Below are 15467 nucleotides of genomic sequence, written 5' to 3'. Positions count from 1 at the left end.
GGCAGAGTTGCGTCTTTACAGGTCGAAACTGGCGAAAACGGGGGCGTGATCGCTTGGTTTCTCCCACCCGCGCGCGTCCCGCAGGATGCGGCTGGAATGCCCCGCGTTCGAGATATCGGGCGTGGCCCAGACGTGATCCAGACGCCGACCCTTGTCCGCCGCGTCCCAATCCCGCGCCCGGTAGGACCACCAGCTATAAAGCTGCCCGTCGGGAATATCCTGCCGAGTAATATCGACCCAACCGCCCGCATCCTGCGTTTCCGCCAGCGTTTCAACCTCGATCGGCGTGTGCGAAACTACCTTGAGTAGCTGTTTATGCGACCAAACGTCGTCTTCTCGCGGAGCGATGTTCAGATCGCCGACCAGAATGGATTTTTCGGGCTTTTCCGCATGGAACCAGTCACGCATGTCGGTCAGATATTCGAGTTTTTGTCCGAATTTCTCGTTCTTTTCGCGATCTGGGATGTCACCACCCGCCGGGACGTAGAAGTTGTGGATGGTAACGCCATTTTCCAGCCGTCCCGCGATGTGGCGGGCATGGCCGAGACCGGCGAAATCCTTGTCGCCCACCTCTTCCATCGGCAGGCGCGACAGGATGGCGACACCGTTATAGCCCTTTTGCCCACGCGCGACCATGTGGGTATAGCCCAGTTCCGCAAACCCCTCGGTCGGGATTTTCTCGACCGGCGACTTACACTCCTGCAAACACAGAACGTCCGGCGCCTCTTCTTCCAGTAGTTTCAGCACGATGGGCTCGCGCAGGCGGACCGAGTTGATGTTCCAAGTAGCAAGGGTAAAGGGCATGGGGGATTCCTCTGTCGCGATTGGGCGGAGGTTAGCGTGGTGCGGGATGGGGTGCCATGGGAAAAGAATGGCAGACATCCGAAAGTCATTTGGCCGCAATGGATTCAATGCTGAACGTCGCGGGGCAGCGGCAAAAAGCTGTTCATTCAATGCCGCGCGACGCGTTTACCGTCAGGTTGATTACTCCCAACTATAAACTGCTGTTCGTCGCGGTTGCCGCGCCTATTTCTCTAGTCAGAATTCGCGAACCGGCCGGCAACCGACGACCGCACCCAGCACCGTTCTGCTGGTGTTAACAATTACTGAGCCTGGTGAATTACTGTCCATCAATTCATCCCAATAATCTTGCAAATGCTGGGAAATTTTCCGCGTTAACATTCAGTTAAAATGGCGACTAATAGAAAGATTTTGTAGTTTTTTTACGAGTTAGTAATGGTTGAACAACGTAAAAAGGAACTGTTCCCGCCGCTGCATAGCATCGAGCCTTGCATTCAGGTTCCGAGCGGGAACAGGTACCTAAAACCCATGATGGAATCCCTTAGGGTCGCTTGTCCGATTGCTCTGTGTTTTCTGCTGTTGGTCTTTTGTCTTCTTGAAGCTTCTGTCGACAGGTATGTGTCGGCCCTGATGTGACGGGCTTTCCACCCAGCGAGGTTCTCAGCCGCCTCCTCCCCACAAAAAAAGCCGGGCCATAGGCCCGGCAGTCCAACAGGGAGGTGCATGTCTTAACCCGGACATGCGCGGGTTGGGAGTAATCTAATTACGCATCCAGAGTATCACTTTGATCCACGTCAATCCACAACGAGTTAAGAGACCAGACGATATCCGCCCGATTCTGTGACCAAAAGGCGCGCATTCGACGGATCGGGCTCGATTTTTTGACGCAGACGATAGATATGCGTCTCAAGCGTGTGGGTGGTGACACCGGCATTATAGCCCCAAACCTCGTGCAGCAGCACATCGCGGGCGACCACACCATCGGCCGAGCGATAGAGGAACTTGAGGATGTTGGTTTCCTTCTCGGTCAGGCGGATTTTGCGATCTTCTTCGGTGATCAGCATCTTCATCGCCGGCTTGAAGGTATAGGGCCCCAGAACGAACACAGCGTCCTCGGATTGTTCATGCTGGCGTAGTTGTGCGCGGATACGGGCCAGCAGGACCGGGAATTTGAACGGCTTGGAAACATAGTCGTTGGCACCGGCGTCCAGACCCAGAATGGTGTCCGCGTCGCTGTCGTGGCCGGTCAGCATCAGGATCGGGCTTTTAACGCCTTGTTTGCGCATCAGGCGGCACAGCTCACGCCCATCGGTATCCGGCAGGCCGACATCCAGAATGACCAGATCGTAAATCGCTTCGCGCGCTCGCTCCATAGCGGATGTGCCGTCGGATGCTTCGAAGACATCAAAGTCCTCGGTCATCACAAGTTGCTCACTAAGCGCTTCGCGCAGGTCTTCGTCGTCATCCACCAGCAGGATTTTCTTGAGCTGAGCCATGTCCGGTCCTCCTAAGCCTTTTCCACCACTTGCGCGTAGAAGATGCAATCAACAAGGTTTGCTGCAACGGTTTCACGCCCTCGTGTCTGATGCGGAGGAAATGTTTCACATTTCCGTCTTATCAGGCTAGGAGGAGGGCCATAACGTTACAGGGTAACATAGATGAGTCTGATCCCGGATATTTCAGAATTGCTGGCACGGGCCCGCGCCGATCTGCGCATGGGCGTTCCGGTTGCCCTAACCGACGACAGCGGCTTTGGCGTGTTGGCCATTGCGACCGAAACGCTCAGCGCGCAGCGGCTGGCGGATTTGCGCGGCCTTGGTGGCGATCCGGTTGTCACCATCACAGTGCGCCGGGCAGAGACGTTGAAGGCGCGAGCCTATGACGGCGATTTGGCCCGGGTGCTGATTCCCGCGGATGCGGATATCGGATGGGTTCAGGCTGTGGCCGACCCGTCGGATGATCTGAATGCGCCAATGAAAGGCCCTTTGATGTCTGAACGTCAGGGCAATGCTAATCTGCACCGGATCGCGATCGCCCTGACCAAATCGGCGCGGCTCTTGCCCGCTGCCGTCGTGCTGCCCATCGAGGACGGGCGCGGATTTGCAGCTCAGAACGGCCTGACCTGTATTGACCACACCCGCGCCGCACCGCATCTGGCCGACCGCAGCGAGCTGCACGCGGTGGTCGCGGCCCGCCTGCCAATGGAGGTGTCCGAGGCTGGGCGACTGCATGTCTTCCGCCCCGAAGATGGCGGGGAAGAGCATTATGCCGTCGAGATCGGGCGCCCGGATCGCTCCAAACCCGTTCTGGCACGGCTGCATTCCGCCTGTTTCACCGGAGACCTGATGGGCAGTCTGAAATGCGACTGCGGTCCTCAGCTGCGCGGCGCGCTGGCGCAGATGGGTTCGGAAGGGGCCGGAGTGCTTCTATACCTGAACCAGGAAGGGCGCGGGATTGGCCTGGCCAACAAGATGCGCGCTTATTTCCTTCAGGATCAGGGATTCGATACGGTCGAGGCCAACCACCGGTTGGGGTTCGAGGATGATGAGCGCGATTTCCGGCTGGGATCGGACATTCTGAAGTCGCTGGGCTTCAATTCTGTTCGGCTGCTGACCAACAACCCGGCGAAAATCGCGATGATGGAAAAGACCGGGATTGCCGTTACCGAACGCGTACCACTGAAAGTGGGTGAAACCGCCCACAACCGCGGGTATCTGGCCACCAAAGCTGCCAAATCGGGACATCTGCTGTGACACCCCTTGATCTGGTGCTGACCCCGCGCGGTGTGCGTTTTGCCGGGCGGGTCTTTCCCTGCACGATCGGCAAGGGTGGGCTCAGCACTTCCAAAAAAGAAGGGGATGGGGCCACTCCGACCGGTGTTCATCACATCGTTGGAATGCTGTACCGACCTGACCGGATTGCCCGGCCTGCCTCATGGGCGCTGCCTATTGGTCCTTGTGATCTGTGGTCGGATGACGGGCGGGACAGTAGTTACAATACTTTGGTCACTGCCCCTTACGCGTTTAGCCACGAAAAACTGCGACGCGCCGACCCATTATACGATCTGGTTCTGCTCACCGACTGGAACTGGCCCAATGCCGTGCCGGGGCGTGGGTCGGCGATCTTTATCCACCAGTGGCGCCGCCCCGGATACCCGACCGAGGGCTGTATTGCCTTCCGTCGCGACCACCTTCACTGGATTGCGGAGCAGGTCGTGGTTGGCACGCGCCTGATTATCCCTGAGCTTTGACCCGCTCGCCAAAAATGGCCGAGCCGACGCGGACATGGGTTGCCCCAAGCGCGATGGCTTGCTCGAAATCGCCGCTCATGCCCATCGACAGACCGGTTAACCCGTTGCGCGCAGCGATCTTGGCCAGCAAAGCGAAATGCAGCGAGGGTTCTTCATCCACCGGCGGGATACACATAAGGCCCTGCACCGGCAGATCCATGGTGCGGCATTCGGCAATGAATGCATCCGCCTCAGCAGGCAGGATACCGGCCTTCTGCTCTTCTTCGCCGGTGTTGACCTGAATGAACAGGTCGGGGCATTGGCCCACCTCCTGCGCCAACCGCGCCAGCGTTTTGGCCAGCTTGGGCCGGTCGACGGAATGGATGGTCGAGAACAACTCGACCGCCTGACGCGCCTTGTTGGTTTGCAGAGGGCCGATCAGGTGCAGATCAACACCTGAATACTGCTCAAAAAAGCCCGGCCACTTACCCGCCGCCTCTTGCACCCGGTTTTCGCCGAAACATCTGTGTCCTTGTTCCAGAACATCCCGCACACGCTCATCCGGCTGCACTTTGGACACGGCGATCAGTTTGGCTGACCCGGCAGGCCGCCCGGCGGAAGTCTCAGCTTTGGCAATACGAGCGGTGATATCTTGCAGCGACATGGGGTTCCTCAATCTGCTTCCTGCGCAGCAAAACACCATGTCGGCGCAAAAGAAAAGGGCAGGTCCGAAGACCTGCCCTTAAACCTTACGGTTCACATCAACTTAGAAGTTGAAGTATGCACCGAAGTCAGCTTGGGTGGTCGAGTCCGCGCAGATGTCGCAGTCGTTGACGCCGATACCACCGCGCAGCGATGCACCGCCGCCCAGGTCGTAGATGGCACCAATAGCAACCTGCTGCAGGTCTGCGTCCGCGTTACCGTCACCGTAGGTGAACAGCAGGGTGGTTGCAGCGCCCAGGTTGTAGGCGGCCGACAGACCCCATGCAGTACCGTCGGTAGCTGTGATTTCGGTCGCATCGTCTGCAACAAACAGGGTACCCGAGAAGTCACCGAATTCTGCGCCCAGGGTCAGGACGGTCAGGCTCGGATCGTTCAGGCCGAAGTCGCCCAGGTCGGTTTGACCGTAAGCGATTGCTGCAGTGATGTTGTTGAAGGTGTAAGTCGCGCTGATGTCCCAACGGTCAGCGTCAGCTGCCGAGCCGTTGAGGCCCAGGGTCGCTTGGTCGTACGACGCGCCAAATGCGAAATCGCCAACTGCGTACTGGAAGAACACGGCGTTCGAGCCCGAACCGGTCGACGAGTAGGCCAGGAAGTCATAGTCGACGCCCGAGTACTGGCCAGCGAACAGTTCCAGACCAACTTCGTTACCGTAGTAGTTTGCCAGGTTGTCGAACGAACCCGCAACGTTGCCGGCGTCAACGCGCAGACCACCGTAGATGACCGAGAAACGTGCGCCGTTCAGGCCAGCCGAGTTGGCTTCGCCGTTTGCGCTGTTTTCGTCAGCCTGCAGACGAACACGAGCCGAGAACTCAACTCCACCGTCGGTTTCGGTCGAGCCGTCGATGTTCAGACGGAAACGCGAGACCAGGATTGCGTCGTCGGTGTCAACAACTGCGGTGCCGGTGCTTGTTACAACGCCAGCAGATGTGTTGATGTTTGTTACGGCACCGGAACGATCTTCAACGTAGCCAATACCAAAGCGGCCATAACCGCTGAAGCTTACTTCGGCCGCGGCAACCGATGCGGTTGCGATCAGAGCGGTCGATGCGAAGAGAACTTTTTTCATCTTGTTTCCCTCGGTTTCAAAGTTTTCTACTCGACACATGCCTCAGCACATGTCTCAGCACGGGAACCGTTTCGCTCTTTTTGCCCCCAACACGCAAGCTTGGCATAAATGTGAACAGCGCATTGGCACCAGATTGGTGCAAGGATGCCACAGTCGGTTTTACGCCCCCGACCGGCCCAACCCCCACCTGCATGTGACAATAAGAGGGTTGTTGCTGAACTTGTCCTTGTCTAGGAGTAGCAGGGAACAACGTTGACCATAGTGAACAGGACCAGTCGACAATGCGTTTGCAGACGATTTTCGGGTTGATCATAGCGACTGCCGCACTGTCGGCCTGCGGGCAGAATCGGGGTGCCGCACCCAATCCCGATCTTCTGTATACGGATAGCACCCGCACGGAAGAGCGCGAGTTGAACGATCCGAATCGCTCGACGATCTGGGATGTGTTCAACACCGCGAATGCCGAACAGATTACGAATGTTAATCGCTACCTGTGGGCTGCGTCACTGGATGTACTGAATTTCTTGCCTGTGCAAGAGGTCGATCCGTTTACCGGTGTGATCGTAACGGGTTACGGCACACCGCCGGGCGGAGGGCGGCAATACCGGGCCACGGTTCACATCAGCGATCCGGCATTGGCGGCGCGGTCGCTGTCGGTATCTTTGCAGACCAGCGGCGGCAACCCGGTCAGCGCGGCAACCACCCGCGCGGTCGAGGATGCGATCCTTTCTCGCGCGCGCCAGCTACGCATTGCGGACAACAAGCTCTAGCAACCCGCCGAAAATCACAATATTACCACGCCGGGTTCCTACCCGGCGTTTTCATTCACGAAGGACCGCACGATGTCTCGCTACTCGGCCAACGAAATCGAAGCAAAATGGCAAGAGGCCTGGGACAAGGCCGGAATCTTCACTGCCAACCACAAGGCGGACAAGCCGAAATACTATGTGCTTGAAATGTTTCCCTACCCCTCGGGCCGAATCCATATGGGGCATGTGCGCAACTATACGATGGGCGACGTGATCGCGCGGCATAAGTTGGCGACTGGGCATAACGTACTGCACCCCATGGGCTGGGACGCGTTCGGGATGCCTGCGGAAAACGCCGCGATGGCCATCGGCGGTCACCCCAAGGACTGGACCTATGGCAATATCGCTGACATGCGCGGGCAGATGAAGCCTCTGGGCCTGTCCATCGACTGGTCGCGTGAGTTCGCCACCTGTGACCCCGAATATTACGGCCAGCAGCAGGCGCTGTTCCTTGATATGCTCGAAGCCGGGCTGGTTTATCGCAAGAACGCGGTGGTGAACTGGGACCCGGTTGATATGACCGTGCTGGCGAACGAGCAGGTCGAAAACGGGCGCGGCTGGCGTTCGGGCGCACTGGTTGAGCGGCGCGAGCTGACTCAGTGGTTCTTCAAGATTTCGGACTATTCCGAAGAACTTCTGGACGCTCTGGATACTCTGGACAATTGGCCTGCCAAGGTCCGCCTGATGCAGGAAAACTGGATCGGCAAGTCGCGCGGTCTGCAGTTTGGCTTTGAACGCACCGATGGTGGAGAGCCGATCACCGTCTACACGACTCGCCCTGACACTCTGCTGGGTGCGTCTTTCGTTGGTATCTCTCCGGATCACCCAATTGCTAAGCAGCTTGAGGCAGAAAACCCTGAAGTTGCTGAATTCGTGGCAGAATGCCGCAAGGGTGGAACCACGGAAGAGGCCATCGAAACCGCCGAGAAGCTGGGCTATGACACTGGTATCCGCGTCAAGCACCCTCTGGACCCGAATTGGGAACTGCCAGTCTGGATCGCCAACTTCATCCTGATGGACTACGGCACCGGCGCGATTTTTGCCTGCCCGGCGCATGACCAACGTGACCTCGATTTCTGCCGCAAATACGGCCTGCCGGTGGTCGACACGTTCTTTGCGCTGGATAACGATACGCCAGTCGACAAGATCGCTTTTGTTCCGCCGAAAACCGAAAAAGTCCGCTGGGTGAACCATTTCGCGGGCCTGACCGAGGCCACAGGTGACGAGGCCATCAACACGACCGTGGATTTCGCCGAAAAGGCGGGCTGGGGCGAAGGGGTCACCAAATACCGCCTGCGTGACTGGGGCCTGTCGCGTCAGCGCTATTGGGGCTGTCCGATTCCAGTCGTGCATTGCGATTCTTGCGGTGTCGTTCCTGAAAAGAAAGAGAACCTGCCGGTCCGCCTGCCCGACGATGTCACCTTTGACAAACCAGGCAACCCGCTGGATCGTCACCCGACCTGGCGCGATTGCACCTGCCCGAAATGCGGTGCCCCGGCCAAGCGTGAGACCGACACGATGGACACATTCGTCGATTCGTCGTGGTACTTTGCCCGTTTCACCGCGCCGCGTGCTGAAACACCGACCGATCTGGCCGAAGCCGAGTACTGGATGAATGTCGACCAATACATCGGCGGCATCGAGCACGCGATTCTCCACCTGCTCTATTCCCGGTTCTTTGCCCGGGCGATGCAGATCACTGGCCACCTGCCGAAAAAGGCCATCGAGCCCTTCGATGCGCTGTTCACCCAAGGCATGGTCACGCATGAGATCTACCAGACCCGCGACGCCAATGGCCGCCCGATCTATCACCTGCCCGAGGACGTGATCGACGGCAAACTGGCCGACGGCACCGAGGTCGAGATCATCCCCTCGGCCAAGATGTCGAAATCCAAGAAAAACGTGGTCGATCCAGTCAACATTATCTCGGCATTCGGTGCCGACACCGCGCGCTGGTTTGTGCTGTCCGATTCTCCACCTGAACGCGACGTGGAATGGACAGCATCCGGAGCCGAATCTGCTCATCGTTTCTTAGCGAGAACTTATCGCCTCGCGACTGAAGTAGATGATCGTACCACCGACCCCATGCGTGGAGATGAACCACTGCTTCAGCAAGTGCACATTGCAATCAGGGATGTATCGCTTGGTTACGAGTCCTTTGGCTTCAACACGTCGATAGGAAAGCTTTACACTCTCGGAAATGCGATCAAAAAATATGGCGCAAGCAAAGAGGTGCAACGTTTCGCCTTAAAAACGATGGCAAAGTTGATGTCACCTATAACCCCGCACCTGTCGGAAGAGATCTGGCATTTACTGGGCGGTGAAGGTCTGGTGGCCACTGCGCCATGGCCCGTGGCCGATGAGGCGATGCTGGTCGATGACACCGTCACCCTGCCGATTCAGATCAACGGCAAACGCCGCGCGGAAATCAGCGTGGCCAAGGATATGGCCAAGGACGAGGTTGAAAAAATCGCGCTCAGCACCGAAGCTGTGCAAAAGGCGCTGGATGGCAATGCGCCGAAGAAGGTGATTGTTGTCCCGGGCCGGATCGTGAATGTCGTTGTTTGACCGCAGAACCCTGTTGTTGATGCCGCTGGCGCTTGCCGCCTGCGGCTTTGAACCGGTCTACGCGCCCGGCGGCGCGGGTTTGGCACTGAACGGCAATGTGGCCGTATCGGCCCCGAACTCGACCGACAGTTACTTGCTGGTCCAGAACCTGGAGCAACGTCTGGGCCGCAGCGCGACGTCGGGCGGTGCCTACAACCTGAACGTATCCGTCGCCACTGTCATTCGGGCCGCAGCGATCACGACCACCAACGAAACCAACCGCTATTCCATCGACGGACGCGCGAACTATTCTCTGCGGTCCAGTGAGACGGGGCAGGTTCTGGCCTCTGGCACGGTCAATGATTTTGTCGGATATTCGGCGGCGGGCTCTACCGTATCCACGCTGGCGGACGAACGCGATGCCAAGCAAAGGCTGATGGTGATTCTGTCGGACCAGATCGTGAATCGTCTGTACGCAACACCGGGTCTCGGCACATGAAGCTCAGCCCGCGCGAGGCTGAGGGGTATTTTGCCCGACCAGACGCCGACAAGGCCGGGCTTCTGATTTACGGCGCGGACGCGATGCGCGTGGCGCTGAAGCGCCAGCAGGTTCTGGCGGCGCTGCTCGGCCCCAATGCCGAAGAAGAAATGCGCCTGACCCGCATGCCTGGTTCCGATCTGCGCGGCGATCCTGCCCTGTTGCTGGATGCGGTCAAGGCGGTTGGGTTCTTCCCTGGCCCGCGCGCCGTCTTTGTCGAAGATACCACGGACATTGCAGCCCCTGCGATCATCACGGCCTTTGAAGATTGGGTGCCGGGGGACGCGCAGATCATTGTCACCGCCGGACAGCTGAAGCCCAGCTCGAAAATCCGCAAAACGTTTGAGGCGCATCCGGCGGCGTATGCGGTTGGCATCTATGACGACCCACCGTCACGGGGCGAAATCGAACGGATTCTGTCTGAGGCCGGATTGCAGAACATCCCACGCGATTCGATGTCAGCTCTGACCGAGCTTGCCACCGGCATCAGCCCGGGTGATTTTGCGCAAACCATTGAAAAACTGACGCTTTACAAACGTGGGGACAGTTCGGAACTGACCATCGAAGACATCGAGGCCTGCGCGCCCCGCTCGACCGAAGCCGCGTTAGACGATGTGCTGAACGTGGTGGCTGAAGGCCGCGCGGGCGAGATCGGCCCGCTGATCCGGCGTCTGCAATCGCAAGGCACCAATGCGGTCAGCCTGTGTATCGGGGCGACGCGGCATTTCCGAACTCTGTATGCCTGCGCCTCCGACCCCGGCGGGGCGGCTCAGGGGATTGGCAAGCTGCGACCGCCGGTCTACGGAAAACGCCGCGACAGGATTCTGCGGCAGGCGCAGGGTTGGGGTGCGCCGAAATTGCAGGCGGCTTTGACAGTTCTTACGGATACTGACCTGTCATTGCGTTCGGCCGGTCAGACCGCACCCGCGATGGCGCTGGTCGAACGCGCGATGATCCGTCTGGCGATGCTGGCGCGATCGCGCTAACCGCCGCGCAACCAATCTGCGGCAGAGCGCCCGGCCCAGCGTCCGGTCGCCATGCAGGCGGTCAGTAAGTATCCCCCGGTCGGGGCTTCCCAATCCAGCATCTCTCCGGCGCAGAATACGCCAGGCAGCGCGGTCAGCATCAGCCCATCATCCAACGCAGCGTGTGTGACGCCGCCGGCAGTCGAGATTGCCTCGTCCATCGGACGCAATCCCTCATGACGGATGGGCAGATGCTTCAGGGCAGCGCCCCATTCCACCTGTGGCACTGCCGCGGCTTTTACCATCTCATGAAACAGCGCGACCTTCTGCGGCGGCAGGCGGAGCGACTTCTTAAGCCATTGCGTCAGAGTGGTTTTCGGTTTTTTTGCGGCCAATCGGGATTGCAGAGCCTCTTTGTCCAGATCGGGTACAAGATCCACAAACAAAGGCGTCCCGTCACGTAAGGCTGGGGTCAGGGAATACAGCCCTCCGCCCTCCAGCCCGCTGGCCGAAATCGCGGCTTCTCCTCTGCTGTGCAGGTCACCAGCCGTCCAGCGCACCGACTTCAACGCTGCACCGAAATGGGATCGCATATGCGGGCTCCAATCCACCGAAAGGGCCGAGTTTGCCGGGGCAAATGGCGCAAGCGCAACGCCACTATTCCGCAGAACCTGCGCCCATTGCCCATCCGACCCCAACCGCGCCCAGCTGGACCCGCCCAGCGCGAGGACAGTGACATCCGGCGTGACGCGCTGCATGCCGTCCGGTGTATCGAACTGCAATGCGTCAGCATCCCAACCCAACCAGCGCCAACGGGTTCTGATCTGCACACCCGCCCCATCCAGCCGTGCCAGCCACGCGCGCAACAACGTTGAGGCCTTCATAACGGGCGGAAACACCCGACCGGTCGAGCCGGTAAACAGCTCTTGCCCCAAATCCCGCGCCCAATCCTGCACCCCGTCGGCGTCAAACTCGGCAATCATCGGCGCCAGCCAATCTGCCGCAGGGCCATAAGACTGCATCAGCGTCTCGAACGGTTCGTCCTTGGTCAGGTTCAGACCCGATTTGCCCGCCATCAGGAATTTGCGCGCGACCGAGGGTTTGGCCTCGGCAACCAGAACGTCATGACCGGCAGCGGCCAGTTCTTCCGCCGCCATCAGGCCTGCGGGTCCGGCCCCGATTACCACTGCCTGCGCCATTACCGTCCTCTTGCCTTTCGCGCCATCCAGCGCAAACTTACCCCTGCCATGTCGAACAACGATCCGATCTGCCCGCTGTGCGACCGCCCCATCCCGGATGGGGGCGGCAGCCTGCACCATCTGATCCCAAAACTCAAAGGGGGCAAGGGCGGACCCACTGTTTTGCTGCACATCATCTGCCACAAAGAGGTCCACGCCACCCTGTCCGAGGCTGAACTCGCCCGCGCATTCAACACAGTCGAAGCCCTGCGTACCCACCCAAGGCTTGAGAAATTCCTGAACTGGGTGCGCAAACGTCCACCCGGATTCCGCTCGAAAGTGCCGGGCAACCGGCGTGGGCGGTGATCAGCCCGGACGAACCGGATCGCCAAACGCGTCGCGCAAAGAGTCCTTCAGGCCCTGAACCTCTAACCCCCGATAGTCGGGTGCCGGTGCGAATTGCGCCCCGGCAAGGTGCTGAAACTCGAGCGTGGTGTAGGGGCGTTTCCACAGCCATTCGCGGTTTTCGACGGCCCAGAGGTCAGATTTCGGCGGCACCTCATCCGTGAAAGCATAGAAATGCAGGTCGAAGCCGTACTGGGCCACATCCTGAATCGACAGCAACCGCATCCCTTGCGCGCGGCAAAACGCATCCTCGGCGGCGATGTCGCCGGTTCGCAGGGTGATCTGGCCGATACATGCCCTGGCGAATGGCACCGCAGGATCAGCGGCTTTGTCAGGCTTGTTGCCCTCAAAATCATGTTGCAGCAGTTCGATTACAAACCCTTCGGGGTCTTTCAGGTGGCACATATAACCGATGTCGAGGAACTGCTTCGGCTGCGAAACCTCAACCCCGTTCTTGCGCAGGTGGGACACGGCAAGATCAACATCCGGCACGGTTATCCCGATCTTCCAATAACGCTGTCCACCGTCGTGAATATACCCGCCGCCACCCGGCATCAGCAACAGATCGGCATCCTGCCCCGGATAGCCAATTCGCCGGTTCGGCCCCTGCACGCGCAGGTCCATCCCCAGTACGTCTCGATAGAAACCGGCCAGCCGATCAATGTCGGCGACGCGCAACATCACTGCGGATAATCTCATCTGCTTATTCCCGCGAAACCTGGCGCAATCTGTCGGACAAACGTCAGACTGTGCGCCGCCATATCATGTGCTGTGGTCATCAATTGGTTAAGCCAACCCTTTTGCGAATATCCTCGCGCCGCAGCGAGATTTCCTGTCCCAGAAACTCATCCGCGTCCGACGAACACATCCACAGCAGCGCCCGTGCAGGCCAGTCGGCGGGGATGTGATCGTTCCAATCCAGTTGGCTGACGGCGTTGATGCCGCTGGCCTTGATGACCCGTTGCATGTCTGTGGCCACTGTCCCCGGTGAAAGACCCACGGCACGGATACCGTGGATAGCCTCCTCAAGATGCAGGCACTCGGTCAGCATCTTGGCCCCGGCTTTGGACGCGCAATAATGGCTCCACGCCTCAATCGGGCTCGATGCAGCACCCGAAGACACCGTGATCACCGTGCCCCCGCCCGCGGCCCGCATCACCGGCAGCGCGGCGCGCATACCGTAGAAAACACCTTTGAGGTTGATGTCGATCGCAGCGCTCCACGCCATGACGTCGGCATTGGACAGGTGAAAGATCGGATCAATCACACCTGCATTGCCAATCAGAACGTCCAGCCCGCCGAACCGGTCGACGCAATCGGCAACGGCCTGCTCCACCTGGGCGAAATCGCTGACGTCGCATTGTAATGCGATTACGTTTTCGCCCAGCGCCTCGGCCAACGTGCCGATTTGATCGCGGTTGCGCGCCACCAGCGCAACATTCGCCCCGGCTGCGGCAAATACGCGCCCCGCTTCGGCCCCGATACCGCGGCTGGCCCCTGTTATCAGTACGGTTTTCCCCTGCATAAGGACGCTCTACCCCCGTAGTTTTGAGATTGTGTGAATCTTTACCCCGCCTGCGGGGAATGCGTCCAGCCCTTGCCCCTTGACGCCCGCCGCCGCAGGCACGACGATGCGCGCAAAATTGATCAAGAAGGGTTCTATAATGTCCGTTTTCCTTCGCCGCAGCAGCGGCGCAGTTCTGGCTTATGCCATCGCCACCCAAGGCGCTTTTGCCGATGTCACCGCACAGCAGGTATGGGACGACTGGCAGGCTTACCTGACACAGATGGGCTATGATGTTACGGCGGATCAGTCCACTGCAGGCGACGTGACCACCATCACGGACATGACCGCTGCGATGGATATGGGTGAAGAAGGCGGTGCGTTTCAGCTGACGATCCCGCAGATGACGCTGACCGAGAATGGCGACGGCACTGTCAGCATCGGCTTGCCGGAAAGTTTCCCCATGACCTTGTCAGGCGAAGAAGAGGGCGAGGAATTCTCGGTCGATCTCCTCTACACCCATTCCGGGTTGAAGATGGTGGTGTCAGGCGACCCGGACGAGATGACCTACGACTATTCGGCCGACGCGCTGGGCCTGAAGCTGGACAGCGTGAACTTTGAAGGCGAGACACTGCCCGAAGACGCCCTGGCTATGGCGTTCGAGATCAGCGACCTAGCGGGCAGCTCGGCGATGAAAATCGGTGAAAACCGCGATGTCGATCAGAAATTCACCGCCTCCAGCCTGACTTATGACATCGTTTTCCAAGACCCTGAAAGCCAGGATGACGGCAAGATCAACGGTGCGCTGAACCAGTTGGATTTCAAAGGCTCCAGCGTGATCCCGTCGGATTTTGACGTTGCCGATCCTCAGGCGTTTTATGACGCGGGCTTCTCATTCTCGGGACAGTTCACCTATGGCTCCAGCCAAACTGCCGTCGCAGGCACCAGCGAAGGTGAGGCGTTTGTACTGGGCAGTGAATCTCAGGGCGGTCGCCTCGCGGGCAGCCTTGATTCCGAGCGTGTCGCCTATGACGTCCAGCAGAACAGCGCGAAGCTGGCGGTTACAACGGATGGCGTTCCGTTCCCGATTGAAATCGCGATGGCCAATGCCGGTCTGAAATTCGAATTTCCGGTCGGACAGACCGATGAAGTCCAGCCATTTGGCTTTGCCCTCAACCTGACCGACTTCACCATGTCGGATATTCTGTGGAGCATTTTCGACCCCGCCGGCAACCTGCCCCGCGATCCCGCGACCATTGCGCTGGACACCACCGGAACCGCGAAAATCCTGACCAACTTCTTTGATCCCGCCTCTGTCGAAGCGCTGGAGACCTCAGGTGCCGCACCGGGCGAGCTGCACTCGCTGAAGATCAACGAGTTGCTGGTGTCTCTGGTCGGCGCAAAGCTGACCGGCGATGGCGATTTCAGCTTTGACAACTCGGCTGCCGGTGAATTTGGCGCGCTGCCGACGCCTTCGGGCGTTGCCAACCTGCAATTGGTTGGGGCCAACGCGCTGATCGACAAGCTGATCGGCATGGGCCTGCTTCAGGAAAGCGACGCCCTGGGCGCTCGGATGATGATGGGTCTGATGGCTGTACCGGGCGAAGAACCCGACACGCTGAACTCGAAAATCGAGTTTACCGAAGACGGCCAGATTCTGGCCAACGGGCAGCGTATCAAGTGATAACCTTGGCAGAGGGCG

16 protein-coding genes are annotated in these 15467 nt (G+C 59.2%); 9 read left to right on the top strand and 7 right to left on the bottom strand.

Annotated features, from left to right (window positions below):
* Positions 1-15 precede the first annotated feature (15 nt).
* On the bottom strand, positions 16-804 hold the full coding sequence (locus ACOQOY_RS13695; protein ID WP_420585963.1) for an exodeoxyribonuclease III: 789 nt from the start codon (positions 802-804) through the stop codon (positions 16-18).
* Between the two features lie 56 nt (positions 805-860).
* Here ACOQOY_RS13695 and ACOQOY_RS13690 point away from each other — a divergent pair, with 56 nt between their 5' ends.
* Entirely contained in the window at positions 861-1100 is a 240-nt protein-coding gene (locus tag ACOQOY_RS13690) for a hypothetical protein (protein WP_420585962.1), read from the top strand.
* 510 nt (positions 1101-1610) lie between these two features.
* Here the strand turns inward: ACOQOY_RS13690 and ACOQOY_RS13685 are convergent.
* Positions 1611-2297, bottom strand: a complete 687-nt coding sequence (locus tag ACOQOY_RS13685; protein ID WP_420585961.1) for a response regulator transcription factor — start codon at positions 2295-2297, stop codon at positions 1611-1613.
* Positions 2298-2459: 162 nt separating this feature from the next.
* Here ACOQOY_RS13685 and ribA point away from each other — a divergent pair, with 162 nt between their 5' ends.
* Together ribA and ACOQOY_RS13675 are read left to right on the top strand one after the other, a co-directional pair.
* A complete protein-coding gene (gene ribA / locus ACOQOY_RS13680) occupies positions 2460-3554 on the top strand; it encodes a GTP cyclohydrolase II (protein ID WP_420585960.1) in 1095 nt (364 codons plus the stop codon).
* A complete protein-coding gene (locus ACOQOY_RS13675) occupies positions 3551-4051 on the top strand; it encodes a L,D-transpeptidase family protein (RefSeq protein WP_420585959.1) in 501 nt (166 codons plus the stop codon). Before ribA ends, ACOQOY_RS13675 begins: the two co-directional genes overlap by 4 nt.
* On the opposite strand, the gene ACOQOY_RS13670 is transcribed toward ACOQOY_RS13675, so the two are convergent.
* Both ACOQOY_RS13670 and ACOQOY_RS13665 read right to left on the bottom strand, forming a co-directional pair.
* Entirely contained in the window at positions 4035-4694 is a 660-nt protein-coding gene (locus ACOQOY_RS13670; RefSeq protein ID WP_420585958.1) for a YggS family pyridoxal phosphate-dependent enzyme, read from the bottom strand. The two genes, ACOQOY_RS13675 and ACOQOY_RS13670, sit on opposite strands and share 17 nt — an antisense overlap.
* 102 nt (positions 4695-4796) lie before the next feature.
* Positions 4797-5819: a porin gene (locus tag ACOQOY_RS13665; protein ID WP_420585957.1), complete on the bottom strand. Its 1023-nt coding sequence runs from the start codon at positions 5817-5819 to the stop codon at positions 4797-4799.
* A gap of 281 nt (positions 5820-6100) precedes the next feature.
* On the opposite strand from ACOQOY_RS13665, the gene ACOQOY_RS13660 reads away from it, so the two are divergent.
* From ACOQOY_RS13660 to holA, 4 genes are all read left to right on the top strand, one after another.
* Entirely contained in the window at positions 6101-6589 is a 489-nt protein-coding gene (locus tag ACOQOY_RS13660) for a DUF3576 domain-containing protein (protein WP_420585956.1), read from the top strand.
* A 72-nt stretch (positions 6590-6661) separates the two neighbouring features.
* Positions 6662-9196 carry a leucine--tRNA ligase gene (gene leuS / locus ACOQOY_RS13655; RefSeq protein WP_420585955.1) on the top strand — a complete coding sequence of 845 codons (2535 nt, stop codon included), beginning with the start codon at positions 6662-6664 and terminating at the stop codon, positions 9194-9196.
* A complete protein-coding gene (lptE, locus tag ACOQOY_RS13650) occupies positions 9183-9674 on the top strand; it encodes an LPS assembly lipoprotein LptE (RefSeq protein WP_420585954.1) in 492 nt (163 codons plus the stop codon). The genes leuS and lptE overlap by 14 nt, the downstream gene beginning before the upstream one ends.
* Positions 9671-10699, top strand: a complete 1029-nt coding sequence (gene holA / locus ACOQOY_RS13645) for a DNA polymerase III subunit delta (RefSeq protein WP_420585953.1) — start codon at positions 9671-9673, stop codon at positions 10697-10699. Before lptE ends, holA begins: the two co-directional genes overlap by 4 nt.
* Here the strand turns inward: holA and ACOQOY_RS13640 are convergent.
* On the bottom strand, positions 10696-11877 hold the full coding sequence (locus tag ACOQOY_RS13640) for a TIGR03862 family flavoprotein (RefSeq protein WP_420585952.1): 1182 nt from the start codon (positions 11875-11877) through the stop codon (positions 10696-10698). The two genes, holA and ACOQOY_RS13640, sit on opposite strands and share 4 nt — an antisense overlap.
* A 48-nt stretch (positions 11878-11925) precedes the next feature.
* Here ACOQOY_RS13640 and ACOQOY_RS13635 point away from each other — a divergent pair, with 48 nt between their 5' ends.
* The gene (locus ACOQOY_RS13635; protein WP_420585951.1) at positions 11926-12222 is read left to right on the top strand and encodes an HNH endonuclease; all 297 of its coding nucleotides are present in this window, start codon (positions 11926-11928) and stop codon (positions 12220-12222) included.
* Here the strand turns inward: ACOQOY_RS13635 and ACOQOY_RS13630 are convergent, their stop codons facing one another.
* Both ACOQOY_RS13630 and ACOQOY_RS13625 read right to left on the bottom strand, forming a co-directional pair.
* Positions 12223-12960 carry a VOC family protein gene (locus ACOQOY_RS13630; RefSeq protein WP_420585950.1) on the bottom strand — a complete coding sequence of 246 codons (738 nt, stop codon included), beginning with the start codon at positions 12958-12960 and terminating at the stop codon, positions 12223-12225.
* A 79-nt stretch (positions 12961-13039) separates the two neighbouring features.
* On the bottom strand, positions 13040-13786 hold the full coding sequence (locus ACOQOY_RS13625; RefSeq protein ID WP_420585949.1) for an SDR family oxidoreductase: 747 nt from the start codon (positions 13784-13786) through the stop codon (positions 13040-13042).
* Between the two features lie 139 nt (positions 13787-13925).
* Here ACOQOY_RS13625 and ACOQOY_RS13620 point away from each other — a divergent pair, with 139 nt between their 5' ends.
* Complete coding sequence (locus ACOQOY_RS13620) at positions 13926-15449, top strand: DUF2125 domain-containing protein (RefSeq protein WP_420585948.1); 1524 nt, start codon at positions 13926-13928, stop codon at positions 15447-15449.
* Positions 15450-15467 lie beyond the last annotated feature (18 nt).

Origin of the sequence: Ruegeria sp. (assembly GCF_965221235.1) — a bacterium.
Lineage (GTDB): Bacteria > Pseudomonadota > Alphaproteobacteria > Rhodobacterales > Rhodobacteraceae > Ruegeria.
Note: the sequence above shows the minus strand (reverse complement) of the source record. Positions and strands in the feature narration are given on the sequence as shown.